The sequence below is a fragment of the Streptococcus entericus DSM 14446 genome (assembly GCF_000380025.1).
Classification (GTDB): domain Bacteria; phylum Bacillota; class Bacilli; order Lactobacillales; family Streptococcaceae; genus Streptococcus; species Streptococcus entericus.
This window is the reverse complement of sequence record NZ_KB904186.1, coordinates 19940-45022: the sequence shown is the minus strand read 5'-3', so window position 1 is coordinate 45022 and position 25083 is coordinate 19940. Positions and strand designations below refer to the sequence as shown.

Here is a 25083-nt window from a genome sequence, read left to right as displayed (position 1 = left end):
CGAAAGGAGTGTCTATGGCACTGATTGAATTACGCGATGTGACCAAGAAATACCATCGCTCGACAACTGCCTTGCGCGGTGTTGACCTTGATGTCAACCAAGGCGAATTTGTCTATATCGTTGGCCCCTCAGGGGCTGGTAAATCAAGTTTTATCAAACTGATTTATCACGAGGAAAAGGCGACCAGTGGTCGTATTAAGGTAGGTGAGTTTGATGTCACCAACCTCAAACCCAAACACCTGCCCTATCTTCGTCGCTCGATTGGCGTTGTTTTCCAAGACTATAAACTTCTGCCCCGTAAGACTGTTTTTGAGAATGTCGCTTACGCTATGGAAGTTATCGGTGAAAGACGTAAAACCATCAAAAAACGTGTTCCTGAAGTGCTAGAACTTGTTGGTCTCAAGCACAAGATGCGTGCCTTTCCTGACCAATTATCAGGTGGTGAGCAACAGCGTGTGGCTATCGCGCGAGCTATTGTTAACAATCCGAAACTCTTGATTGCTGATGAGCCGACAGGTAACCTTGACCCTGATAACTCTTGGGAAATCATGAAGCTTCTTGAGCGCATCAATATGCAAGGGACAACTATTTTAATGGCGACCCACAACAGCCAGATTGTCAACACCTTGCGCCACCGCGTTGTCGCCATTGAAAATGGGCGCGTGGTCAGAGACCAAGAGAAAGGAGATTACGGTTACGATGATTAGACCATTTAGACATTTTTGGGAAGCCGTGAAAGGATTGATTCGAAACGGCTTGATGAGTGTGATTGCGACATCATCTGTTAGCCTAACCTTGACCCTTTTGGCATTCTTCTCAGTTGTTGTCATCAATGCGGAGCGCCTAACAACAGGCGTTGAGGGCAATGTTCAAATCAACACCTTCCTTTTGTACGAATCAACGGATAATAACGAAACGATTGTCAATGACCGTGGAGAAACAGTGCCAAACCCTGATTATCACAAGGTTTATGATCAAATCATGGCCTTGCCAGATGTTGACCAAATCACTTTTTCTAGTAAGGATGAGCAGCTCGTTGCCTTGAAACAAACCATGGGTGAAGCTTGGGAAATCTATGATCAGGATAACCCTCTGTCAGATATTTACATTGTTTCTACTAAGACACCTGATTCAGTTAAGTCGGTCACAGCTGCCATTGAAAAAATTGCTGGGGTTGACTCAGTGTCTTACGGCGGTCTGAAAGCTGAAGCTCTCTTCAAATTGGCCGATACTGTTCGAATTTGGGGGGTAGGCATTACAGCGCTTATTTTAGTCATGGCCATATTCTTTATTTCCAATACCATCAGAATGACCATTATCTCACGCAGCCGTGAGATTCAGATTATGCGTTTGGTTGGTGCTAAGAGTGGCTATATTCGCGGACCTTTCTTTATTGAGGGAGCTCTTGTTGGCTTACTTGGGGCAATCATGCCTGCCTTATTGGTTTATTTTGGCTACCATTTTGCCTATAGCGAATGGAATCCTGGGTTAGTTGTGCAGAACCTTTCTCTGTACCCTCCAGTGCCCTTCCTCTACTATGTTGTCGGCGGACTATTTGCTGTCGGGATTGTGATTGGTGCCATTGGGTCTAGCCTATCTGTCCGTAAATATTTGAAATTCTAAACAAAATCTCTTGCATTTTTTATTAGAATATGCTAAAGTCAATTCAGAATATCTTTAAATTCGTCCAGAGAGGCGAGCAAGGTAACTGAATCTGACAAATAGCGTATGGGAAAAGGGTTATGTTTTCTAGGTGTTATTGTGTTACCCGAACGATAGGGTAACGATAGAAAAACAACCAGCTGACCCTAGCAGTCAAAGAGCATGCACCAGAAATTTTATTGCTGATGATGTCTTTGCTGTATCCAACTTGTTGTGAAGCCATTTACAGGTGCCTTGTCAATGACAGGGCACTTTTTTGTTGCCTGAGGCTAATTAAGGAGGCGTGATGACAAAAACCATACTGGCACTGGATGTGTCTACTGCCGATCAAGCATGGGATTTGCTTGCTGATTTTCCAGAACCGATCTATGTCAAGGTTGGCATGGAGCTGTACTACGCTCTAGGGGCTGATTTTGTTCGTGAGTTGAAAGCTAAGGGGTTTCAGGTTTTTCTTGACCTCAAGCTCCACGACATCCCAAACACCGTCGCCCAAGGCATGACCCAACTGGCGACACTGGGTGTGGACATGCTAAACGTGCATGCTGGAGGTGGCATAGCCATGATGACAGCGGCTGTCAATGCTGTCAAGTCAGTCAATCCAGATAGCCTCTGTATTGCAGTGACCATCCTGACCTCGCTTGATGATCAGCAACTTCAGACAGAGCTTGGGCTCTCTCAACCTGCCCTAGAGACAACCTTAGCTTACGCTCGAAACGCTAAAGCAGCTGGTATGGACGGGGTGGTGTGCAGTGTCCATGAGGTAGCAGCCATTCACGATGCCTGTGGGGCGGACTTTATCTGTGTGACGCCTGGGATTTCTTTTGGCAATAGCCGAGCAGCTGACCAGAAACGGGTAGCGACACCAGCTCTTGCCAAGACAGCTGGGTCTGATTATATTGTCGTTGGGCGGAGCATTAGCCAATCAGCACACCCTTACCAAACCTATCTAGCTATTGAGGAGGAACTTCTATGACAAAAACTGCTCTTGCAAGACTGCTCTTAGAGACTAAGGCTGTCTTTCTATCACCAGATCAGCCCTTTACTTGGGCTAGCGGTATCCAGTCGCCGATCTACTGTGACAATCGCCGTGTACTGGCTTTTCCTGAACAACGTCGTCAGGTGAGGGATGCCTTAGTTGCCCATATTCAATCCCTAGATTATGACGCCATCATGGGGACTGCCACGGCAGGTATCCCGATGGCTTCTATCTTAGCAGACCATCTCAATAAGCCACTGGGTTATGTCCGAAGTAGTCAAAAGAAACATGGTCGTAGCCAGCAAATTGAAGGATATCAAATCCCAAACACCAAGGTCGTCGTGATTGAAGACTTGATTTCAACTGGAGGTAGTGTTTTGGAGGCCGTTCACATCTTGCGTCAAGCTGGTATTGAAGTGGTTGGAGTTGTGGCGATTTTTACCTATCAGCTCAAGAGAGCCGAGCAGGCCTTTGCAGCAGCAAACGTGCCACTGTACACCCTGTCTGACCGAGAAACCTTGCTGAGGTTGGCTGTTGAAGAGGGCTATTTAGCACAATCGGACTTATCTCAGGTTCAGCACTTTTTTCAAGAACTTGATAAGCCCTAGCTGATAAGCTGAGTATTGACACGAGCTAGAAAACTCATCTGTTTAGCTCAGCTATTTTCCCTAAACCAACCCTACGGGGTAAGAAAGGAGTTGTGATGATCAACCTTATCCGCATGTCGGACCTGACAACTGAGCAAGTCTATGGGCTAATCCATCGAGCTTTGGCGCTGAAAGCAGGTAGCCCACCCCTGCATCGTTCAGATCTCTTCGTTTCTAATCTCTTTTTTGAAAACTCCACAAGAACAAAACACAGTTTTGAGGTGGCAGAGCAAAAACTGGGGCTTCGTGTCATCAATTTTGACGCGGATACTTCCTCAGTCAACAAAGGCGAAAGTCTCTACGATACCTGTCAGACCATGGCAGCTATTGGTTGTCAGGTGCTGGTTATCCGCCACCCTAAGGAGAATTATTATGCTGAGGAACTAGCGGGTCTGACGGTGCCAGTGATTAACGGAGGTGACGGCAGCGGTGAACACCCCAGCCAGTGTCTGTTGGATCTGATGACCATTTATGAGCGTTTTGGTCGCATTGAAGGGCTCAGGGTAGCTATTGTTGGTGACATCAAGCACTCTCGAGTAGCTAGAAGTAATTACCATACCCTGAAAAGGCTAGGCGCGACGGTTGTCTTTGTCGGTCCAGAAGCTTTTGAGGATAAGACCTTAGGTGAGATGGTTGATTTTGACACCGTTTTGCCAGAGTTGGATGTTTGCATGCTTTTACGTCTGCAGCATGAGCGGCATTTTGGAACGAAATTGTCAGACATAACAAGCTATCATCAGGCTTATGGGCTGACCTTGGAACGTTACAAGAAACTCAAACAAGAGGCGATTGTTATGCACCCTGCTCCTGTTAACCGTGGGGCGGAGATTGCTAGCCAGTTGGTGGAAGCGGACAAGTCAGTTATTTTTGAACAGATGACCACTGGTGTTTTCATGCGTCAGGCGATTTTAGAGCATATCATCACCAGCAACAACTTATAGGAGGGACAGATGTTAATCACAAATGCCACGATTTTCCTAGACGGAAAATGGGTTAAGCGAGACATTCTCATTGCCCAAGGGTATATCGGAGAAATAGCCGAGCGGATTGATCCGATAGGGCATGAGGTGCTTGATGCGGCTGGTCGCTATGTGTCGCCAGGCTTCATTGATGTTCATGTCCACTGGCGAGAACCAGGTTTTCCGCACAAGGAAACCATTGCTCAGGCCAGTCGAGCGGCCGCCAGAGGTGGATTTACAACAGTCATGCCCATGCCAAACCTCAATCCTGTCCCAGACAGTCGAGAACATTTGCAGCAGCAACTAGACTTGATTGCCCAGCACAGTGTTATCAGGGCGCTTCCATACGGTGCGATTACCAAGGAAGAAATGGGGCAGGACTTAGCAGATATGACGGACTTGGCACAGCATGTTTTTGCCTTTAGTGATGATGGGCGTGGGGTGCAAGATGCCAACACCATGTATGAGGCCATGCGTTTGGCAGCTTCATTGGACAAGCCGATTGTCGCTCATTGCGAGGATAATTCTCTTATACGAGGCGGTTGTATGCACGAGGGCAAACGTAGTCAGGAGTTAGGGTTGCCAGGCATTCCGTCTGTTTGTGAGAGCGTGCAGATTGCCAGAGACATCTTATTGGCGGAAGCCACAGGTTGCCATTATCATGTCTGCCATGTTTCCACCGAAGCCTCGGTGCGCTTGGTGCGCGAGGCCAAGAAAAATGGCATTCGAGTGACTTGCGAGGTTTGCCCTCACCATCTGGTTAGCGACGAGATGGACATTACTCACGATACTGGCCTGTGGAAGATGAACCCGCCTTTACGGTCAACTCAGGACAGACAGGCTCTGATTGAGGGGCTTTTGGATGGCACCATTGACATCATCGCCACTGACCACGCGCCGCATGCGCCTGAGGAAAAAAACTGCTCCATGACCCAAGCAGCTTTTGGTATCGTCGGTAGTGAAACGGCTTTTGGCTTGCTTTACACTCATTTGGTGCGGACAGGGATGTTACCGTTGGAAAAATTGCTGGCGCTGATGACCGAGGACGTGGCAACCTGTTTTGATTTGCCTTATGGTAGGTTGACGGTAGGCAGCTCTGCTGACATGGTGATTTTAGATACCGAGACGGCTTATGCCATCGACCCAGACCAGTTTCTCAGCAAAGGCAGAAATACCCCTTACGGTGGACAGACCGTTTATGGGAAAGCATTGGTGACCATTTATCAAGGACAAATCGTTTACGAGGAGAAATAACATGACCAGATTACAAACCACTCTTGGACAATTTAGTTTTGACAGCTGTGTGATGAATGCCTCTGGTGTTCATTGTTATGACCGAACTGAACTGGATGACTTGAGGGCATCAAAGGCGACCACCTTTGTCACCAAGTCTGCTACGCTCAATCCACGCGAGGGCAATCCGACACCGCGTTACAAGGCAGTACCGCTAGGCTCTATCAATTCCATGGGCTTGCCAAATTTGGGCATCGACTACTATCTGGACTACCTCGAAACGGTGGAGGTTGGGGAGAGCTCGCCATTCCTATCCGTGACGGGGCTGTCTCGTGAGGAAACTCATACCTTGCTCAGGAAAATCCAGTCTTCTAGCTACAATGGTCTTGTGGAGCTCAATCTTTCTTGTCCCAACCTTATCGGCAAGCCCCAGCTGGGCTATGACACCGAAGGTGTCAACGACCTCCTGACAGAAGTTTTCGCCTACTTTGACCAGCCTTTGGGAGTGAAATTACCACCTTACTTTGATCTCACTCATTTTGACCAAATCGCCGAGGTGCTCAATCAGTTTCCCTTGACCTTTGTCAATACAGTCAACAGTATCGGCAATGCCCTCTACATTGAGGACGAGACGGTAGCTATCAAGCCCAAAAATGGGTTTGGGGGTCTTGGGGGGAGTTACATCAAGCCGACAGCTCTGGCCAATGTCCATGCCTTTTATCAGCGGTTGAAACCATCGATTGCTATCATCGGAACAGGTGGTGTGACCTCTGGTCGTGATGTCTTTGAGCATATCCTCTGCGGTGCACGTCTGGTGCAGGTCGGAACAGCTCTTCAGGAGGAAGGTCCAGCGATTTTTGACCGCTTGGAGGCAGAATTGCGGAGCATCATGGCTGAAAAAGGCTACGAATGTTTAGATGATTTTCGTGGGAAATTGCACTATTTGTAGGGAGAGAACATGGCAAAACGGTATTTAATCTTAGAAGATGGCACAGTTTTTGAGGGAGAAGCCTTTGGAGCTGATGTAACAACAACTGGTGAGCTGGTCTTTACAACAGGTATGGTTGGCTACCAAGAAACCATTACAGACCCAGCTTATGCTGGTCAGCTTGTGGTTTTTACTTACCCAACAATTGGCAACTATGGGCTAAATGCTGATGATGATAATTCTTTCTATTCAGACTGCCGAGGTGTTATTGTTTACGAATGGGCAAAAGAGGGCAGTAACTGGCGCAATCAGATGACCTTAGATGAGTTTTTGCGCCGCAAAGGGATTCCAGGTATTTCTGGTTTGGATACGCGAGCGCTGACGCGTTTGATTAGAGACAGAGGCTCTATTAGAGCACAGTTGACCGACCAGCGAGATGAGCCCAATCAGGTCGAAGCAATTGAGCAGAATCTCGTTGACAGGGTATCGACCAAGACAGCTTATGCCTTACCAGGGACAGGTCGTCGTGTTGTGATTCTTGATTTGGGACTGAAACAAGCCCTGTTAAAAACACTTAAACACTTAGACTGGCAAGTCACGGTTGTGCCTTGGGATAGCTCAGCTGAACAGATTCTAGCCCTAGCCCCAAGTGGACTGATTTTGTCCAGCGGTCCTGGGAGTGCTCATCAGCTGCCACAGGTGGTTGAACTAGTCAGGAGCTTGCAGGATAGTCTGCCAATTTTGGGACTTGGTTTAGGTCATCGTGTTTTGGCGCTAGCTAATGGGGCTAGGGTCGAGCGTTTGACTGTTGGACATCAGGGGACTAACCATGCGGTGCGTGAACAGGAGACGGGACGTGTGACCTTTACCTTGCAGAGTCAAACAGAAGCGGTAGTGGACGCTGACTTGCCAGAGCAACTAGAGGTGTTAGCCCGTCATTTAAATGACCAAAGCATTCAAACGACCAGACACCAGAGCCTCGCTGTGATGGGCATTGACTATGAGCCGACACGTCAGACCTTTATGGACTGGCAAGAACTCATGACCAAAAGACAAGAGCAAATCTAAAACGTAGGGGGAGACACTATGCCAAAACGCACAGACATTAAGAAAATCATGGTAATCGGCTCTGGACCAATCGTGATTGGCCAGGCAGCCGAATTTGATTATGCTGGAACTCAGGCCTGTTTAGCACTCAAGGAAGAAGGTTATGAGGTTGTCCTTGTTAATTCCAACCCAGCCACCATCATGACTGACCGAGAAATTGCGGACAAGGTTTATATCGAACCAATTACCCTAGAATTTGTTTCTCGCATCTTGCGCAAAGAGCGACCAGATGCTTTGCTGCCGACACTTGGTGGTCAGACCGGGCTCAATATGGCCATGTTGTTATCCAAAGAAGGTATTTTAGATGAGTTGGGAGTTGAACTCTTGGGGACTAAGCTATCTGCCATTGACCAGGCAGAGGATCGTGATCTCTTTAAGCAGTTGATGGAAACTTTGGGTGAGCCGATTCCAGAGTCTACTATTGTCACAACTGTTGATGAGGCCCTTGAGTTTGCTGAGTGTATCGGTTATCCGCTCATTGTTCGCCCTGCTTTTACGCTTGGTGGTACTGGGGGTGGACTTTGTGCCAATGAAGCAGAGCTACGAGAAATTGCAGAAAACGGCCTTAAACTCTCACCAGTCACCCAGTGCTTGGTGGAGCGGTCCATCGCAGGTTACAAGGAAATTGAATACGAAGTGATGCGTGACTCAGCAGACAATGCCTTGGTGGTCTGCAATATGGAAAACGTTGATCCAGTGGGTATTCACACAGGAGACTCGATTGTGGTGGCGCCGACGCAGACCCTGTCTGCTATCGAGTGCCAGTTGATGCGAGATGCTAGTATCAAGATTATCAGAGCCTTAAAAATTGAGGGCGGTTGTAATGTTCAGTTAGCGCTTGATCCGCATAGTTTTAAGTATTATGTTATTGAGGTTAACCCTCGCGTATCTCGCTCGTCTGCCTTAGCCTCTAAGGCAACAGGTTTTCCGATTGCTAAGTTAGCCGCTAAAATAGCAGTTGGTCTGACCCTCGATGAGATGAAAAATCCAGTCACAGGGTCAACCTATGCCATGTTTGAACCGAGCATTGATTATGTGGTGACCAAACTGCCCCGTTTTCCATTTGACAAGTTTGAGTTTGGAGATCGCCAGTTAGGGACTCAGATGAAAGCAACTGGGGAGGTGATGGCTATCGGTCGTAACATCGAGGAGAGCTTGCTGAAAGCTGTTAGATCTTTGGAAATTGGGGTTCACCACAATGAACTACCAGAACTCCGTCAAGTATCAGATGATGAGATTGTGACGCGACTGAGCAAGGCACAAGATGACCGCCTCTTTTACCTGTCTGAAGCTATTCGTCGAGAGTGGGAACTGGATATGCTTTACGACTTAACAGGGATTGATCGCTTCTTCCTCACGAAATTGGTTAACATTTACCAGTTGGAGCTTGCTTTGGCTAGCCAGCCTGATGATGTCAAGCTCCTGAAACTTGCCAAGCAAAATGGGTTCTCCGACCGTAAAATAGCAGAGCTGTGGCAGGTGGATAGCTCTGCTATTCGCCAGAAACGTCTGGAAAACGGCATCACGCCGGTCTATAAGATGGTGGACACTTGCGCGGGTGAGTATGCTTCTGAGACGCCGTATTTTTACTCTACTTACGGTCTTGAGAATGAGTCTGTGGCTTCTGGTCGACCGTCTGTGCTGGTGTTAGGGTCTGGTCCTATCCGTATCGGGCAAGGGGTAGAGTTTGACTATGCGACGGTGCATTCGGTCAAGGCCATTCAGGCGGCAGGTTATGAGGCGATTATCATGAACTCTAACCCAGAAACGGTTTCGACCGATTTTTCAGTGTCAGATAAGCTCTACTTTGAACCGTTGACTTTGGAGGATGTGCTTCATGTCATTGACCTTGAGCAACCGATTGGGGTCGTGGTGCAATTTGGTGGACAGACGGCAATCAATCTAGCTGAACCTCTTGCCCAGGCAGGTGTTAAGATTTTGGGGACACAGGTGGCGGATCTCGACAGGGCAGAAGACCGTGATCTTTTTGAGCAGACCCTGCGAGAGCTTGGCATCCCGCAACCACCAGGACAAACTGCTGTTGATGAAGAAGGTGCGGTGCAAGCTGCCGCTCGTATCGGTTATCCGGTGCTTGTGCGCCCATCGTATGTTCTCGGTGGTCGTGCCATGGAAATTGTCGACAAGGAGGCTGACCTTCGCAACTACATGCGGACGGCAGTTAAAGCCAGCCCAGACCACCCCGTCCTAATTGACTCCTACATCATTGGTCAAGAGTGCGAAGTTGATGCCATTTCGGATGGTCAGACAGTTTTGATACCAGGCATTATGGAGCACATTGAGCGGGCAGGAGTTCACTCTGGGGATTCGATGGCTGTCTACCCGCCGCAGACTCTGACAAAGGCGGTTCAAGACACCATTGTGGATTACACCAAGCGCTTGGCTATTGGGCTCAATTGTATCGGTATGATGAATATTCAATTTGTCATCAAAGATGAGCAAGTCTATGTGATTGAGGTTAACCCGCGTGCCAGCCGGACAGTGCCATTTCTCTCTAAAGTTACAGGGATTCCAATGGCACAGGTCGCGACCCAACTGATCTTAGGCAAGACACTAGATGAGCTTGGCTACGCTGATGGTCTCTACCCAGAAAGTCCGCAGGTTCATATCAAAGCTCCTGTCTTCTCCTTTACCAAGTTAGCCAAGGTTGATAGCTTGCTTGGTCCTGAAATGAAATCTACAGGCGAGGTGATGGGGACAGACCGTACGCTTGAAAAAGCGCTGTATAAAGCCTTTGAAGCCAGCTATCTTCATCTGCCAAGTCATGGCAACATTATTTTTACCATTGCTGATGAGAGCAAGGGTGAGGCTTTAGATCTCGCAAGACGTTTCCTAGCTATCGGTTATGGCTTAATCGCAACTGCAGGCACAGCGCGTTACCTGATTGAGCAAGGTTTGCCAGTTCAGACAGTGCCCAAAATCGGTGATGGAGGAGCTGACATTTTAAGCTTGATTCGTCAGGGCAAGGTTCAAGCCGTGATTAACACTTCCGGTCTCGATCGAACAGCAGGGCAGGACGGGGCAAAAATTCGTCAGGCTGCTATTGAAAATGGCGTTCCGCTTTTCACCGCTTTAGATACGGCTAAGGCTATGCTGAAAGTGCTGGAAAGTAGAAGTTTTATGGTACAGACCCTTTAGACAAAAAGCGCCCTCAGTGAGAAACAGGACACTGAGGGCGTTTTGAGCGATAAGAAATCCACACTATTTCTGCATAAGAGCAGCATCAATAGCTGTTAAAACAGCAAGGACTGTGACAGGCTCAACGGTTTGGTCAATAAGTTCAAAAGCATAAGCGCCTTCTTGCAGAAGACCTTGCCTATCGATGATTGCAATAACCTCACCGTTGTTGTTAAAGAGTTTGTACTCACGTGATAGGAACTTTCCTTCTACAGACCAGTCTAGACCATTAATGGTGAATTTTGGTTTTAAGGATAGGTTTTTCTTGGTGACGTTGGCGATTAATTGACCATCTCGTAGGATATTGTAACTGTAGTGGGTTAACGAGATTTTTTGCTTGAGCAGGGCTAATTCTTGGTCATTTGCATTAAAAATAGTCGTTTTTGCACCGAACATCAAGGTGTTCCCACGAATTTTATAGGCAAGTTTTCCAGCTTCATCAATGACATCAAAGGCCTGATGGACAAGCGAGCCGGCATAGTTAACGACAAATTTCATATAAAATCTCCTTATAAGATATCAGTTATAAATGGTTCAACCTCAGTTGTAATTGGGTGATTACTACCCCATCTTAAATAGGACAACTCTGATTGAATGCTAATTATCTCATAGAAATTATTAAAAGGCAAATACTTTGGTTGTCAAATAAAAGCAGCAAATTTTGTGCTTGACAAATTTGGTCAAGATGATATAATTTACTGGTTGACCTTTAACTGGTTAAAATGAAAGGAGAAAGAGATGAAAAGAAAACTACTGGCAGTTGTTGGCTTACTAAGTCTGTCGACATTGGGCTTGGCAGCCTGCTCGGCGAACAATTCGTCCAAAACGGATGAGAAACTAGAGGTGGTTGCAAGTTTTTACCCCATTTATGAGTACACTAAAAACATCGTTGGTGATGAGGGTAATGTTGAGCTCTTGATTAAGGCAGGGACTGAAGTACACGGTTTTGAGCCATCAACCAAGGACATCGCCAAAATCCAAGACGCTGATGCCTTTGTCTATGATGATGAGAACATGGAGACCTGGGTGCATGATGTCGAGGAAGCTGTTGACACGGATAAGGTAACCTTTGTCAAGGCGACTGGGGACATGATTTTAGCGCCTGGTGTCGCTGAAGAGGAGCATGACCACGCTGACCACGATCACGGTGAAGAGGGACACACCCATGAACTTGATCCCCACGTTTGGTTGGCACCGAGCTTGGCCATCAAACTGGTGGAAAATATCCGTGATGACCTCAAGGCAGAATTTCCAAAATCAGCAGACGCTTTTGAGAAGAATGCTGCTGCTTACATCGCTAAACTAGAAGAACTGGACAAGGAATACGATACTGCTCTGGCAAGTCCAAAACAAACCAGCTTCGTTGTCCAACATGCCGCCTTTGGCTACTTGGCACTGGAGTATGGCCTGACCCAAATCCCTATCGCTGGGGTATCGGCAGACAGCGAGCCTTCAGCCAAGCGCTTGGCTGAGCTAGCTGAATACGTTAAGGCTAACGGCGTCAAGTACATTTATTTTGAAGAAAATGCCTCTTCAAACGTTGCCAAAACTCTGGCAAATGAGGTTGGAGTGGAGACAGCTGTCCTCAACCCGCTGGAAAGCCTAACAGAGCAGGAGATGGCTAAGGGAGCTGATTATTTCTCTGTCATGCGAGACAACCTGAAAGCTCTGCTATTGACCACAGAAACAGCTGGCGATGCCATCAAGCCTGAAGAGGACAAGACTAAGACGGTTTATAAGGGTTACTTTGAGGACAAAGACATCACTGACCGCACATTAGCGGACTGGGATGGTGATTGGCAGTCGGTTTACCCTTATCTGGTCGATGGCACACTTGACCCTGTCTGGGACTACAAGGCTAAGACTGGTAAGACCATGACAGCTAGCGAGTATAAGGACTACTACACCGTTGGCTACAAGACCGATGTTGATAACATCATCATTGACGGCGACAAGAACACCATGACCTTTGTCCGTGGTGGCGAGAAGAAAACCTTTACCTACAAGTATGTCGGCTACGAAGTGTTGACTTATAAAAAAGGCAATCGTGGCGTGCGTTACCTCTTTACAACGGATGACGCTGATGCTGGTGAGTTCAAAAACATTCAGTTTAGCGACCACGCCATCGCACCGCAAGACTCTGAGCACTTCCACATCTACTGGGGGGCTGAGGATCACAAGGTCTTACTCGAGGAGCTGGACAACTGGCCAACCTATTACGAGACTGGCTTGACTGGTCGTGAGATTGCTCAGGAGATTGTGGCACACTGATCGATGATAGATAACGGCTTCGGCCGTTTTTTGTCTGTCAAATAGCAGAGCAGAGTGAGCTGGAAAGATCTAAAGTCCCTGAGGGGTGCTTGAAAATTCGTGAAAATCACTGAAAAGACCTGCCTTCGGCAGGTTTTTGCTGTTTTTTCAACAAAAAACTTGACAAAATGCCTATATACTAGTATATAGAGCTTGACTTTTCAAGCCAAGCTCTTCTAAACAGCAACTATTTATAAAAAAAGGAGGAGTTTATGAAAAAACTTCTAAAATATGGCGTGACCAGCCTGACACTGGTAGCGCTTGGGGCAGTTGCAACAGCAACTGAGTTGCCCGTGATTGGTACGACGGTTGTGAGGGCTGAGGAAAATGTTGCTCAAATGAAAGTTATAGCATCATATGGTTACTCTGAAGATGGCGAGTGGGTGACACTTTTAAGTGAGACTTTTTTGCTGTCTCCAGGAGAGTCAGTTACAGTTGAAGCTAAGGAGTTCCCAGGATTTACATTTATTGATTTTAATAATAATGGGACATCTCGAAATGGTTTCACCTATACCTATGAAGACATTAAAAGGGATAGTTCCTTAGGTTTCGCTTTGGCTGGATTCAGTTACTCCAAAGATAATCCTGCTCCAGAACCATCTAACAATGGTAATAACCAAGATAACCAGCCTGACAATCAAACTCCACCACCAGCTGATAATGGAAATCAAGACGAGGTTACCCCACCAGCGCCGCCAACAGCCAACGATGGCGCAAATACCGAAAACTCACCAATTAACAACGGTAGTGGGAACACAGTTATACCACCAGCCACAGGCAATAACGGCACAACAAGCCCAACCCCAATCACCCCAGCCACACAAGCACCAGACTTGTCGCCTGTGCGTGCCCAGATGTTGGCGCAGTTCGACCTGTCAGCCCTCACTGACGTTCAAAAAGGTGCTTTGGCAGAGCAAGTTGCCTTTGCCGAAACGGCTAAGGAGCTGGATAGCATCAAGGCTGAGTTGGCAAAGCTCACCGCATCAGCCACAGTAACGCCAGCGGATTTATCAGCTGCTCGCAACCAGCTCTTAGCTCAAGTGGACAAGTCCAACTTGACTGGTGAGCAAAAAGGCGACTTGGCAGTTCTCATCAGTTTTGCTGAAACGGCTGAAGATTTGGATAAAGTCAAGGCTCAGTTTGCCAAACTGACCAAACCAGTCACATCAGCTACTGAAGCAACAAAAGCAAAAACAGAGAGCAAAAACACCTTACCACAAACAGGTGAGGCTAGTTCCCTTGCCCTGACAGGTTTGGGTCTGGTAGCGACTTTGGCAAGCCTTGGCTTGGTTCATCGTCGTAAGATTAACTAGTCAAACATAAGACCGACAACTACAAAAGCTGTCGGTTTTTTGCTGGTTCAATCAGAAAAATGAGTTAATGATGTTTATCCCAGAATGTCCAGAAAGAGCTCTGCTATTTTTCAAAAGAATGCATATCAGAGATGAAAAACGGGCGCAACTATGCTATAATAGTTAAGATAACAAAATAGAAAAGGTGGTTTTCATCATGGAAAAATGTCAGGTTATTTCGCATCCGCTGATTCAGCACAAGTTGTCTATCCTGCGGCGGACAACAACATCAACCAAGGATTTTCGTGAGTTGGTTAATGAAATTGCCATGTTGATGGGTTACGAGGTATTGCGTGATTTGCCTCTTGAGGATGTTGAGATTGAAACCCCCATTACCAAGACTGTGCAGAAACAGTTGGCTGGTAAAAAGTTGGCTATTGTGCCAATTTTGCGGGCAGGTATCGGCATGGTGGATGGTCTTCTGAGCCTTGTTCCTGCGGCTAAGGTTGGGCACATCGGTATGTACCGTGATGAGGAAACCTTGACACCTGTTGAGTATTTGGTTAAATTGCCAGAGGACATCGACCAGCGTCAGATTTTTGTGGTTGATCCGATGTTGGCGACTGGTGGCTCAGCCATCCTAGCGGTTGATTCTCTGAAAAAGCGTGGCGCAACTAATATCAAGTTTGTCTGCTTGGTTGCAGCGCCAGAAGGGGTCGAAGCCCTTACAGCAGCCCATCCAGATGTGCCAATTTTCACGGCAGCATTGGATGAAAAACTCAACGAAAACGGCTATATCGTTCCAGGTCTTGGTGATGCGGGTGACCGTTTATTTGGGACTAAGTAGGTCTTGATACCGACAGGTTCTTAAAGATAGTTTAGTCGATACTAGTCAACAGAAGGGAAGAGGGGGATAGCTAAATCACCTTCCTTTCTTTTTGCTAAAAATGATAAGTTTTTTATTTGACCATTTTTGACCAATCGCTTATAATAGACCTATACTGAAACAAGAAAAGGAGACATTATGATTCCAGTAGTTATTGAGCAGACCAGCCGTGGGGAACGTTCCTACGATATTTATTCTCGTTTGTTAAAAGATCGTGTCATTATGCTGACAGGACAAGTTGAGGATAATATGGCAAACTCTATCATTGCCCAGTTGTTATTTCTAGATGCTCAAGACCCAACCAAAGACATTTACCTCTATATCAATACCCCTGGGGGATCTGTTTCTGCAGGTCTTGCTATCGTGGATACCATGAACTTTATCAAAGCTGATGTGCAGACGATTGTGATGGGGATGGCAGCTAGCATGGGAACAGTTATCGCTTCAAGTGGAACTAAAGGGAAACGCTTCATGTTGCCAAATGCCGAGTACATGATCCATCAGCCGATGGGAGGTACTGGTGGCGGTACTCAGCAGACCGATATGGCTATTGCTGCTGAGCACTTGCTCAAGACCCGTAAACGTTTAGAGCAAATTTTGGCAGATAATTCTGGTAAGACTGTTCGTCAGATTCATAAGGATGGCGAACGCGATTACTGGATGACAGCTGAGGAAACCTTGGCTTATGGATTTATTGATGAAATCATGACGAATAATGATCTGAAATAAGAACTAAAAAATGAGGAAGCTAGGATAACAATCCTGGTTTTTTCATTTTATTCGCGCTAACGAAGCAAGATGAGTGGTTGGAGCAACTGTTACCGGCTTTGCTGATTTTAGAGTTGCCCATGCACGGGTTATTAGGCGCTTTCGTGCCAATGTCTAGTTGTCAAGTGTCTCAAGGTGTATAATCTTTGAAAGCTGAACCGTGAACACCTTGGTCCCTGACAAGCAGATGTTGTCAGCTGAGTAGTCCTACTTAACTTTTCAGAGAGGGGTAACGGCTAATCAATTTCTGTCGAATTGTCCCCATCTATTTTTGAGAAATAGTCAGTTAGTCTGCCTGAACAGCTCTGCTATTTCCCAAAAAAACACAGCTTTTATGGTATAATAGACGAAAGAGAAAAAAGGAGAAAAACTTGGAAGATTTTTCATTGGACATTCGCTTAAAACACCCTGATGATATGCTGAGCCTGTTTGGCAGTAATGAGCGCCACCTCAAGCTAATAGAGCAAGAGCTTGGTGTTGCTCTGCATGCTCGGACGGAAGTGGTGCAGGTGCTGGGCGAGGAGGCAGCGGTTGAGTTGGCGAGATTGGTCATCGAGGCTCTGCTGGTGTTAGTCGGACGAGGCATGGTCATTGCAACCCCTGATGTTGTGACGGCTATCAGTATGGCACGCAGCGGTGAGATGAACAAATTTGTCGCTCTCTATGAAGAGGACATCATCAAAGACAGCTACGGTAAGCCTATCCGTGTCAAAACGCTGGGTCAGAAGGTCTATGTCGATAGTGTCAAGAGCCACGATATCGTCTTTGGGATTGGTCCAGCGGGGACAGGAAAGACTTTTTTGGCGGTGACCTTGGCGGTAACAGCCCTCAAGCGGGGACAGGTCAAGCGGATTATCCTGACCCGCCCTGCGGTTGAGGCTGGTGAGAGTCTGGGTTTCTTGCCAGGTGACCTCAAGGAAAAGGTTGACCCGTATCTGCGCCCTGTTTATGACGCCCTCTACCAGATTTTGGGCAAGGAGCAGACCGCTCGCTTGATGGAGCGGGAGATTATTGAGATTGCCCCTCTAGCCTACATGCGGGGACGGACGCTGGACGATGCCTTTGTCATTCTAGACGAGGCACAAAACACCACCATCATGCAGATGAAGATGTTCCTGACCCGTCTGGGCTTCAATTCTAAGATGATTGTCAATGGTGACACCAGTCAGATTGACCTGCCCAGCAAGGTCAAGTCAGGCTTGATAGATGCCACAGAAAAATTGCAGGGCATTGCTGCGATTGATTTTGTGCATTTTTCCGCTAAAGACGTGGTCCGGCATCCTGTGGTAGCAGAGATTATCCGAGCGTATGAGGCAGAAGCTTAAGAATAATAGCAGAGCGTTTTCGTGAGTTTTGGAAAAGATTAGTGGAAAAATAGCGAGTAGCGACAGCGGGTAATGACATAAAAAAATGTCACGATTCCCTTGACAAGTCAAGAATCTATGTTATAATAAATACAATCAAAATAGGAAGGAGTATCGCCATGAACATAGTAATCATGATCAATGTTAGACGTATACATGGAACAAGCCTCCTTTCAGACAAGCAGAAATAGGTCTACTTTTGTAGACCGTTGACCTGGGTGGCTATGTCCATCTAGGTTTTTTGTGTTTTTAAGGAGGAAGAGATGTTTGGTTTGATTTGGAGTTATATGCGGCAACACAAGTGGCGCTATTTATGGATTGCGGTTTTGATTGTGGTGCATGATGTGACCTTGCTAGTACCGACACAGGTGACGCAGCGGTTGGTGGATCAGCTTTCTCAGAAGAGCCTAACCCAAGAGCGCTTGGTGAGCGATATTGCCTTTTTGGCAGTTGCTACCTTGGTTAACTATGGCTCAGGCCATCTGTGGCATTATCAGCTTTTCCAAGGGTCGGTGACCTTTAAGTTCGACTTACAGCAGCGAGCATTTGCAAAGCTGATTCGGATGCGAACCCCTTTTTATGAGAAATTTCGTTCAGGCGACATCCTGACCCGTTTCTCAACGGATGTGGGAGGGCTACTTGAAGTCATTGGTTATGGGCTAATGATAGTGGTCTATGCTGGGGGGGTGATTGCCTTTATTTTACCAGCCATGTTGGTTTTATCTTGGCAGGTGACTTTGGTAGCCATGCTACCGATGCTGCTGATGATGGTCTTGATGTATATGATTAGTCGCAAGCAAGACCAGCTGATTGATGATAACCGTGAAGCAGTCGCCCAGCTTAATAATGAGGTTTTAGAAGCCATCGAAGGGGTACAGGTTACTCGTGCCTATAGCAAAAAAGCGGTGCAGGAGAAGCGGTTTCGCAAACAGACCCAAACGTTGGCAGAGACAGGCAACCGCATTGGAGACTGGCAGTCACTGTACAGTCCAGTGGTTGTAGGCTTGCTGGGGGTGTCAACTGTCCTTATCTTGTGGATAGGGGCTCACTTCTTGCAAAAAGGAACTGTTAGTCTCGGTCAAGTGCTGGCCTTACAACTGTACATGGTGTCTTTGGTTGATCCTTTTATGATGCTGGCAGATTTGATACTGGTCTATCAGACAGGGAAAACGTCTTTTGAAAAAATCCATGAACTGATTGAGACCGGTGACGACATGGAAGCAGATGGTCAGCTCGTGCTGACAAAACCGCAGACCTATGCTTTTGAAAACTATCAGTTTACTTATCCGCAGGCAGAGCGACCTAGTCTAGTGGACATCAACTGGGTCTTGCAGGCAGGTCAAACGGTTGGAATTGTCGGAAAAACAGGCTCAGGTAAGACGACCTTGGTCCGCCAGTTTTTACGCCAATACCCTCTTGGTCAAGGAGCATTTATCATTGATGGGCGGTCTGTTTTAGACTATCAGCGGAGCTCGGTGGAAGCCTTGATTGGCTATGTGCCGCAGGAGCATGTGCTCTTTTCTAAGTCGGTCAGAGATAACATTTTGCTGGGAAATCCTGCTGCGTCAGCTCAGGATCTGGCGGCAGCAATTGAGATGGCGGCCTTTACTGAGGATGTTGAGCGGATGGCAGATGGTCTGGAGACCATGATTGGGGAGCGGGGCTTGTCCATTTCAGGTGGGCAAAAGCAGCGGATTTCCATCGCTCGTGCCCTGATTCGTCAGCCAGAGCTATTGATTTTGGACGACTCATTGTCTGCAGTTGATGCCAAGACTGAACGCCAGATTATCCAGCGCTTGCAAGAGGAGCGTCAGGGCAAGACAAACCTCATCGTTGCCCACCGCTTATCTGCGGTTCACCATGCGGATTGGGTCTTGGTTTTAGATGATGGACAAATTATCGAAGAGGGACGACCAGCAGACTTGCTGGCAGCAGGTGGCTGGTATGCCGACCAGTACAACCGCCAGCAAACACAGAAAGGAGGGCAATAATGAACGTTATTGTTACCTTAATCAAGGAGATCAAGCAGGTTAAGTGGCTCTTTTTCTGGGCAGTCGTGCTCTTTTTACTAGGAACGATGACCAGTCAGTTAGCCCCCATGATGCTTCAGACAGCGATTGATGCTCATCTGCGTCCACTGACGGGACAAACTGTCTTTCAAGCGGCAGCTTTTCTTCAACTGATGAGTGGCTACTTGCTCCTCTTACTCATGGGAGCGGGATTAACTTACTGGGCGTCACGTTTGCTAAGGCGGTCGGGCAATCAAATCGTTGCAGATTTGCGCAATCGCGCTTACGATGTGATGCAGAATTTGCCGATTGCTTACTTTTCAGACAAGCCAGCAGGGCAGTTGGCGACACGGATTGTCAACGACACAGAGACTTTGCGCAATGATTTCTACGGAATTTTGGTCAATCTCCTGACCAATTTCTTACGGGTGGTTTTAACCTATGGGATTGTTTTTTATTTGAATCCTGCTCTGGGAGCTATCTTGCTCTTACTCTTGCCAGTCTTTTATTTGGTACAGTTGCTCTACAAGAAGCTGACAGATCAGCCGACCAAGGACTTTTTTGAGGCCAGAAGTCAGGTCAATACTCAGGTCAACGAGACCATGAATGGGGCTAGTCTCTTGCAACTTTATGGTCAGGAGGAGGCAGTTCTAAGCGAGTTTGAAGCAACTGCAGGTCATTTGCTGGATGCCGACAAGCGGATTATTTGGGGACAGTCTATTTCATCTTGGCCTTTGACAGACTTTATTCGTAATCTGGTCGTGACAGTCATTTTGACCTTGGTGGGGTACCAGTTTCTCTCTGGAGAGGTAGCCATTACCCCTGGACGGCTCTTTCTCTACCTCAACTACATGGTGGACTTGTTTGATTTGATGGGTGCGCTGGTGCGGCAATTTCCCAATATTCAGCGCTCTATCGAGACTGGTAAGCGAGTTCAAGAGTTGCTGGGTGAGGAGACCGAGATGGATGCGGCAGCAGAGCTGGTGATGACAGATGGTCGTGTAATCTTTGACCATGTTAGCTTTGCTTATGAAGAGGGGCAAGCGACCCTGTCAGGCATCAACCTCGTCGCTGAGAAAGGGCAGACCATCGCTCTGGTCGGACATACAGGTTCTGGTAAGTCTTCTCTGATGAACTTGCTCTACCGTTTTTATGAGCCAACTCAGGGACAGATTTTGGTGGATGGTCAAGCCATCGACCAGTTTTCACGAGAAAGCTTGCGGCGCTATATGGGCATTGTCTTGCAAGATCCTTACCTATTCACAGGTACCATTGCTAGCAATGTTGCCATGGATCAGGCGGATGTAGATGACGAGGCCATTATCGCAGCTCTGGAGAAAGTTGGGGCAGGCGATTTGTTAGCCAGACTAGACAAGGGCATCCATGAGCCTGTGGTGGAAAAGGGAGCAGCCTTCTCCAGCGGCGAGCGCCAGCTCATTGCCTTTGCTCGAACGCTATTTTCCAATCCCAAGCTCTTAATCTTAGATGAGGCGACATCGCATATTGACACAGAGACAGAAGAGGTTATCCAGCGAGCCATGGAAGTGGTCAAAGAAGGTCGCACAACCTTTATCATCGCTCACCGCCTGTCCACCATTCAACACGCTGACCAGATTTTAGTATTGGATAAGGGGCGTATCGTTGAGCGCGGCAGGCATGAGGACTTGCTGGCTCAAGATGGGGTCTATGCCCACATGTATCAGATTCAACAGAACGTTTAGGTGATTTGATGGAAAACTATGGCTATGGTTTAAAAACGAGGTCAGACCAAAAACAAGACGGTAGACTAGTGTCTGAGACCAGGCAGAGCTACCGAATTGGTTTGGTCACAGGCGAGGTGATTACGGTCAAGAAACATTATGGAGAGCCCAACTATGTGGTTGGCGACCTTGTCCAGTTAACTGAACAGAAGGGGCGATTGGTGATTGAACGCTTGTTGGCGCGTGAACAGGTGGTCAAAAAAGCAGTTAATCATAGCCTGAAAGACTATTGTCAGTTAGAAGCCAGTCAGATTCTAGCTAGCAATGTGGATCAGCTCTTTATCCTGATTGCGCTTGACCAGAATTTCTCTCTATCTAAGCTAGAGCGATTTATCCTTGTCTTTCAGCAGGACGGACAAGAACTCCATGTTCTGCTAACTAAGAAGGATTTATGTTCGCAGGTGGATGACACATTAGCGCATTTATCCAGTCTCTATCCTCATGTTCGCTTTACAGCTTTAAGCATCTTTGATGACCAATCCCTTGCTGTGGTTAAGCGTCAGCTCATTCCACAAAGCATAGGTTTGATGATTGGTGCTTCAGGGGCAGGAAAGTCCAGCCTCCTTAACTGTTTGCTGGGGAGGGATTTGGAGCGAACCAAGGCGGTGAAGAAGCGTGATGGCAAGGGCAAGCACACCACGACAGGGACGACCCTCCATGTTTTGGAGGAGCTGGATTACTGTTTGATCGATAGTCCTGGTTTTAAGGGGATTGACAGTCAAGAGGCGGTTTCGGCTGGTAGCCTTTTTGATGATATTGTGGCTTTGGCTGACAGCTGTAAGTTTTCAGACTGTCAGCACAAGACAGAGCCTGGCTGTGCGGTTAAGGCAGCAGTTGTCAGCGGTGAGCTTTCTCAGGAAAAGCTGAATCGCTATCACTATCAGGCCGACAACATTAAACAGTTTACTGCAAGATGAGCGTAAAAAGGTGGCAGGCGGTCTGCTGCCTTTTCTTTCTTGGTTTATCTTCTGCATTTTATAGGGAAGTATGTTATAATAAGGCAAAGTAAAGAAGAGAGGTGAGTTGTGTCATGTATATTGAACTCATTGATGAAACTGGACAGGTCTCTGAGGAGATATTGACCCAAACTAGAGAAATTCTAGAATTTGCGGCAGCTAAGTTGGGCAAGGTCGGCAAGGAAATGGCAGTGACCTTTGTGGACAATGCCCGCAGTCACGAGTTAAACGTGCTCTATCGCGGTGTAGACCGACCAACCGATGTCATCAGTTTAGAATATAAGCCAGAAATGCCCATTGTCTTTGATGATGAGTTAGCAGAAGATGCTGATTTAATGGAGATGATGGCAGAATTTGATAGTTACATCGGTGAGTTATTTATCTCCATTGACAAGGCGGCAGAGCAGGCTCTAGCGTATGACCATTCCTACGAACGAGAGATGGGCTTTCTAACAGTGCATGGTTTTTTGCACATCAATGGCTATGACCATCAGACACCAGAAGAAGAAGCAGAAATGTTTGGCTTGCAAGAGGAGATATTGACAGCTTATGGACTTAAAAGAGACTGATGTAAAGGTTTATCAAAAATCTGACCCCATTGAGCCCAAAGCAGAGCGTCAAAAGTGGAAAAACAGCAATTTCATCAATAGTTTTGAATTTGCTTGGTCAGGCATAAAGACAAGTTTTGTGCAAGAGCGCAACATGAGAAAGCATGTGTTATCAGCAGCTTTAGTTCTTCTTGCTGGTCTGTTTTTCAAGGTGTCTACGACCGAGTGGCTGATTTTGTTGCTTTGCATCTTTGGAGTGATTTGCATGGAAATTGTCAATTCAGCTATTGAAAACGTTGTTGACTTGGCGAGTGATTACCATTTTTCCATGCGAGCAAAAAATGCTAAGGACATGGCAGCGGGAGCGGTTTTGATGATGTCGTTTTTAGCTGTTATTGTTGGCTTCATCATCTTTTTGCCCAAGTTATGGGCTTTGTTCTCCTGAGAAAGGACCATCATGACGCAAGATTATATTTCTTATATCCGGTCAAAAGTCGGACATGACAAGATTATGCTGACCTTTGCTGGTGGGATTTTGACCGATGAAGCAGGTAGGATTTTACTACAAAAACGTGGGGATTTTGGCAAATGGGGTCTACCTGGAGGCGCTATGGAACTAGGAGAAGGTTCGGTCGACGCCTGTGAACGGGAATTTTACGAAGAAACAGGGATTCGAGTTAAGGTCAAGCGTCTGCTCAATGTATACACCAAGGATGTGTCCTCTTATCCAAATGCTGACATGGCTCAAACAGTGGTTATCCTTTATGAGGTGGAAGAGACGGAAGACTACGACATTACCGATTTTCACAATGAAGAAACACTTGAAATTGCTTTTTTCTCCCAGGAGGAGATTGCTTAATTGGAGCCGATTTTTGATAAACACCAGCTCATGATAGCAGAATATTTTGCAGATAGTTATGCCTTGGGAAACTAGTATGAAAACACAAATTATAAAGGAAAAGTTGATTGTCAGAAATCGACTTTTTTTATTTTTTCAAAAAATAAAAGTCAATTTTGAGAAGGAGAAATCTTGTAAATCATTGAAAATAAAGCATTTCTGGACGTCTATAAATTTAGCTTATAATTCTATTAACTTTAATTAAGTAGACTTTATAGGATTTTCGAGTTATGATTAACTTGTCAACAAAAATGTAAACGCTTTACACGGAAAAATTACATATTAAAAATAAATATAAAAGGAGTTTTAACGATGTCAGTTAAAGAATTAGCACGTGAATTGTACCCAGAGGATTTGTTTGGTTATGCTGAAAAGCTAACGGAAGGTGAATTGAAGGTTTTGAAACACCTTCGTGAAGAAATGGAGAAACGTATTCGTCCAGTTCTCATTGAGAGCTACGAAAAAGCATTGTTACCACGTGAAGAAATTCTTGGTGCATTTGCAGCAGCTCGCATCATGGATCACCCAGACTTATTTGTAGGTCGCGAAGGTCAATGGAAATCACGTGAAATCTACAACACTTTCCTTTACCTTGAAATGGCTCGCTTCGATCCCTCAGTAGCAACATTCTATACAGTACATGGTGGTTTGGGATACAACACCATCCTTATCGGTGGTAATGAAGAGCAAAGAGAACGTTTCGGTACACCTGTTCGCACCTTCCAAGCACAAACTTGTTTTGCTTTGACAGAGCCTGATCATGGTTCAGATATCGCAGGTGGTTTGGCAACAACTGCTGAGCGCCGTGGCGATAAATGGATCTTAAATGGTGAAAAACGTTGGATCGGTGGCGCGAAAACAGCCGACTTCATTCCAGTCTTTGCTCGTGATGTAGAAACGAAGAAAATCAAATGTTTCATGGTTAAAAAAGGTAGTGAAGGACTTTCAGTTGAAAACGTACCACACAAAATTGCGCTTCGTTTGGTAAATAACGGACACATCACATTAAAAGATGTTGAAGTAGCAGAAGCTGACCGTCTTGAAAATATCAACGGCTACGGCGATGTTGCAAAAATCTTTGTCCGTACTCGTGCAGACGTAGCGTACATCGCAATGGGAACAGCAGCTGGTGCTTATAATGCAGCCCTTCGTTTGACAACAACTCGTGAGCAATTTGGCCGTAAATTGGCTGGCTTCCAGTTGGTACAAGAAAAATTGGCTCGTATGCAAGCAAACGTAGTAGCAGCTATTGCGTACAGTGTCCGTATTGGTGAATTGCAAGAAGAAGGTCAAGAAGTGATGCTCAACTCATCTCTTGCGAAATTGCACAACTCACTTCGTATGCGTGAAACAGTTGCCCTGGCACGTGAAGTATGTGGTGGTAATGGTATCACTCTTGAAACAGAGGTGGCACGCTTCTTCACTGACGCAGAAGCAATCTACACTTACGAAGGGACGCATGAAATCAACGCTATGCTCGTTGCTCGTGAATTGACAGGTATCGGTGCATTCGTATAAAAAAGGAATGTGAAGGAATGGTTGAAAGGCTGATGCCATTCGACTGTTCCTTTCTTGTTGAATATTT

General features: G+C 46.5%; 21 protein-coding genes and 1 pseudogene. 21 read left to right on the top strand and 1 reads right to left on the bottom strand.

Annotation, left to right across the window (positions count from 1 at the left end):
- Positions 1–14 precede the first annotated feature (14 nt).
- The 9 genes from ftsE to carB all read left to right on the top strand — a co-directional run bounded on the left by ftsE (position 15) and on the right by carB (position 10668).
- Positions 15–707: a cell division ATP-binding protein FtsE gene (ftsE, locus tag A3GW_RS0110045; protein WP_018369163.1), complete on the top strand. Its 693-nt coding sequence runs from the start codon at positions 15–17 to the stop codon at positions 705–707.
- The gene (ftsX, locus tag A3GW_RS0110040; protein WP_018369162.1) at positions 700–1623 is read left to right on the top strand and encodes a permease-like cell division protein FtsX; all 924 of its coding nucleotides are present in this window, start codon (positions 700–702) and stop codon (positions 1621–1623) included. The genes ftsE and ftsX overlap by 8 nt, the downstream gene beginning before the upstream one ends.
- Positions 1624–1948: 325 nt before the next feature.
- The gene (pyrF, locus tag A3GW_RS0110035) at positions 1949–2635 is read left to right on the top strand and encodes an orotidine-5'-phosphate decarboxylase (RefSeq protein WP_018369161.1); all 687 of its coding nucleotides are present in this window, start codon (positions 1949–1951) and stop codon (positions 2633–2635) included.
- Entirely contained in the window at positions 2632–3246 is a 615-nt protein-coding gene (gene pyrE, locus A3GW_RS0110030; protein ID WP_018369160.1) for an orotate phosphoribosyltransferase, read from the top strand. Before pyrF ends, pyrE begins: the two co-directional genes overlap by 4 nt.
- A gap of 95 nt (positions 3247–3341) precedes the next feature.
- Positions 3342–4226, top strand: coding sequence for an aspartate carbamoyltransferase catalytic subunit (locus A3GW_RS0110025; RefSeq protein WP_018369159.1), 885 nt, complete (start codon positions 3342–3344; stop codon positions 4224–4226).
- A 9-nt stretch (positions 4227–4235) separates the two neighbouring features.
- Positions 4236–5498, top strand: coding sequence for a dihydroorotase (locus A3GW_RS0110020; protein ID WP_018369158.1), 1263 nt, complete (start codon positions 4236–4238; stop codon positions 5496–5498).
- A 1-nt stretch (position 5499) separates the two neighbouring features.
- The gene (locus tag A3GW_RS0110015; RefSeq protein WP_018369157.1) at positions 5500–6426 is read left to right on the top strand and encodes a dihydroorotate oxidase; all 927 of its coding nucleotides are present in this window, start codon (positions 5500–5502) and stop codon (positions 6424–6426) included.
- A gap of 9 nt (positions 6427–6435) precedes the next feature.
- The gene (locus A3GW_RS0110010) at positions 6436–7473 is read left to right on the top strand and encodes a carbamoyl phosphate synthase small subunit (protein WP_018369156.1); all 1038 of its coding nucleotides are present in this window, start codon (positions 6436–6438) and stop codon (positions 7471–7473) included.
- Between the two features lie 18 nt (positions 7474–7491).
- Entirely contained in the window at positions 7492–10668 is a 3177-nt protein-coding gene (carB, locus tag A3GW_RS0110005; RefSeq protein WP_018369155.1) for a carbamoyl-phosphate synthase large subunit, read from the top strand.
- A 63-nt stretch (positions 10669–10731) separates the two neighbouring features.
- Here the strand turns inward: carB and A3GW_RS0110000 are convergent, their stop codons facing one another.
- Positions 10732–11205 (bottom strand): LURP-one-related/scramblase family protein, encoded by a 474-nt coding sequence (locus tag A3GW_RS0110000; protein WP_018369154.1) that lies wholly within the window; start codon positions 11203–11205, stop codon positions 10732–10734.
- 240 nt (positions 11206–11445) lie between these two features.
- Between A3GW_RS0110000 and A3GW_RS0109995 the strand changes: the two genes are divergently transcribed.
- From A3GW_RS0109995 to fadE, 12 genes and pseudogenes are all read left to right on the top strand, one after another.
- Complete coding sequence (locus tag A3GW_RS0109995) at positions 11446–12978, top strand: zinc ABC transporter substrate-binding protein AdcA (RefSeq protein ID WP_018369153.1); 1533 nt, start codon at positions 11446–11448, stop codon at positions 12976–12978.
- Between the two features lie 251 nt (positions 12979–13229).
- Positions 13230–14330 (top strand): LPXTG cell wall anchor domain-containing protein, encoded by a 1101-nt coding sequence (locus tag A3GW_RS0109990; RefSeq protein ID WP_018369152.1) that lies wholly within the window; start codon positions 13230–13232, stop codon positions 14328–14330.
- 196 nt (positions 14331–14526) lie between these two features.
- Positions 14527–15156, top strand: coding sequence for a uracil phosphoribosyltransferase (upp, locus tag A3GW_RS0109985; RefSeq protein ID WP_018369151.1), 630 nt, complete (start codon positions 14527–14529; stop codon positions 15154–15156).
- 177 nt (positions 15157–15333) lie between these two features.
- The gene (locus A3GW_RS0109980; protein WP_018369150.1) at positions 15334–15924 is read left to right on the top strand and encodes an ATP-dependent Clp protease proteolytic subunit; all 591 of its coding nucleotides are present in this window, start codon (positions 15334–15336) and stop codon (positions 15922–15924) included.
- Positions 15925–16379: 455 nt separating this feature from the next.
- The gene (locus tag A3GW_RS0109975) at positions 16380–17288 is read left to right on the top strand and encodes a PhoH family protein (RefSeq protein ID WP_419757110.1); all 909 of its coding nucleotides are present in this window, start codon (positions 16380–16382) and stop codon (positions 17286–17288) included.
- A 302-nt stretch (positions 17289–17590) separates the two neighbouring features.
- Positions 17591–19318 (top strand): ABC transporter ATP-binding protein, encoded by a 1728-nt coding sequence (locus A3GW_RS0109970; RefSeq protein WP_018369148.1) that lies wholly within the window; start codon positions 17591–17593, stop codon positions 19316–19318.
- Positions 19318–21057 carry an ABC transporter ATP-binding protein gene (locus A3GW_RS0109965; protein ID WP_018369147.1) on the top strand — a complete coding sequence of 580 codons (1740 nt, stop codon included), beginning with the start codon at positions 19318–19320 and terminating at the stop codon, positions 21055–21057. Before A3GW_RS0109970 ends, A3GW_RS0109965 begins: the two co-directional genes overlap by 1 nt.
- A gap of 8 nt (positions 21058–21065) precedes the next feature.
- Positions 21066–22013, top strand: coding sequence for a ribosome small subunit-dependent GTPase A (rsgA, locus tag A3GW_RS0109960; RefSeq protein WP_018369146.1), 948 nt, complete (start codon positions 21066–21068; stop codon positions 22011–22013).
- Between the two features lie 113 nt (positions 22014–22126).
- A complete protein-coding gene (ybeY, locus tag A3GW_RS0109955) occupies positions 22127–22621 on the top strand; it encodes an rRNA maturation RNase YbeY (RefSeq protein WP_018369145.1) in 495 nt (164 codons plus the stop codon).
- The gene (locus A3GW_RS0109950; RefSeq protein WP_018369144.1) at positions 22602–23045 is read left to right on the top strand and encodes a diacylglycerol kinase family protein; all 444 of its coding nucleotides are present in this window, start codon (positions 22602–22604) and stop codon (positions 23043–23045) included. The genes ybeY and A3GW_RS0109950 overlap by 20 nt, the downstream gene beginning before the upstream one ends.
- A 12-nt stretch (positions 23046–23057) precedes the next feature.
- Positions 23058–23534, top strand: a pseudogene (locus tag A3GW_RS11120) (NUDIX hydrolase).
- Between the two features lie 276 nt (positions 23535–23810).
- Positions 23811–25016 (top strand): acyl-CoA dehydrogenase FadE, encoded by a 1206-nt coding sequence (gene fadE, locus A3GW_RS0109940; RefSeq protein ID WP_018369142.1) that lies wholly within the window; start codon positions 23811–23813, stop codon positions 25014–25016.
- The last annotated feature ends 67 nt before the right edge of the window (positions 25017–25083 follow it).

Bases quoted from the DNA above. Each gene is read 5' to 3' on its own strand.
- ftsE (WP_018369163.1), top strand. From the start codon at position 15: ATGGCACTGATTGAATTACGCGATGTGACCAAGAAATACCATCGCTCG.
- ftsX (WP_018369162.1), top strand. From the start codon at position 700: ATGATTAGACCATTTAGACATTTTTGGGAAGCCGTGAAAGGATTGATT.
- pyrF (WP_018369161.1), top strand. From the start codon at position 1,949: ATGACAAAAACCATACTGGCACTGGATGTGTCTACTGCCGATCAAGCA.
- pyrE (WP_018369160.1), top strand. From the start codon at position 2,632: ATGACAAAAACTGCTCTTGCAAGACTGCTCTTAGAGACTAAGGCTGTC.
- A3GW_RS0110025 (WP_018369159.1), top strand. From the start codon at position 3,342: ATGATCAACCTTATCCGCATGTCGGACCTGACAACTGAGCAAGTCTAT.
- A3GW_RS0110020 (WP_018369158.1), top strand. From the start codon at position 4,236: ATGTTAATCACAAATGCCACGATTTTCCTAGACGGAAAATGGGTTAAG.
- A3GW_RS0110015 (WP_018369157.1), top strand. From the start codon at position 5,500: ATGACCAGATTACAAACCACTCTTGGACAATTTAGTTTTGACAGCTGT.
- A3GW_RS0110010 (WP_018369156.1), top strand. From the start codon at position 6,436: ATGGCAAAACGGTATTTAATCTTAGAAGATGGCACAGTTTTTGAGGGA.
- carB (WP_018369155.1), top strand. From the start codon at position 7,492: ATGCCAAAACGCACAGACATTAAGAAAATCATGGTAATCGGCTCTGGA.
- A3GW_RS0110000 (WP_018369154.1), bottom strand. From the start codon at position 11,205: ATGAAATTTGTCGTTAACTATGCCGGCTCGCTTGTCCATCAGGCCTTT.
- A3GW_RS0109995 (WP_018369153.1), top strand. From the start codon at position 11,446: ATGAAAAGAAAACTACTGGCAGTTGTTGGCTTACTAAGTCTGTCGACA.
- A3GW_RS0109990 (WP_018369152.1), top strand. From the start codon at position 13,230: ATGAAAAAACTTCTAAAATATGGCGTGACCAGCCTGACACTGGTAGCG.
- upp (WP_018369151.1), top strand. From the start codon at position 14,527: ATGGAAAAATGTCAGGTTATTTCGCATCCGCTGATTCAGCACAAGTTG.
- A3GW_RS0109980 (WP_018369150.1), top strand. From the start codon at position 15,334: ATGATTCCAGTAGTTATTGAGCAGACCAGCCGTGGGGAACGTTCCTAC.
- A3GW_RS0109975 (WP_419757110.1), top strand. From the start codon at position 16,380: ATGCTGAGCCTGTTTGGCAGTAATGAGCGCCACCTCAAGCTAATAGAG.
- A3GW_RS0109970 (WP_018369148.1), top strand. From the start codon at position 17,591: ATGTTTGGTTTGATTTGGAGTTATATGCGGCAACACAAGTGGCGCTAT.
- A3GW_RS0109965 (WP_018369147.1), top strand. From the start codon at position 19,318: ATGAACGTTATTGTTACCTTAATCAAGGAGATCAAGCAGGTTAAGTGG.
- rsgA (WP_018369146.1), top strand. From the start codon at position 21,066: ATGGAAAACTATGGCTATGGTTTAAAAACGAGGTCAGACCAAAAACAA.
- ybeY (WP_018369145.1), top strand. From the start codon at position 22,127: ATGTATATTGAACTCATTGATGAAACTGGACAGGTCTCTGAGGAGATA.
- A3GW_RS0109950 (WP_018369144.1), top strand. From the start codon at position 22,602: ATGGACTTAAAAGAGACTGATGTAAAGGTTTATCAAAAATCTGACCCC.
- fadE (WP_018369142.1), top strand. From the start codon at position 23,811: ATGTCAGTTAAAGAATTAGCACGTGAATTGTACCCAGAGGATTTGTTT.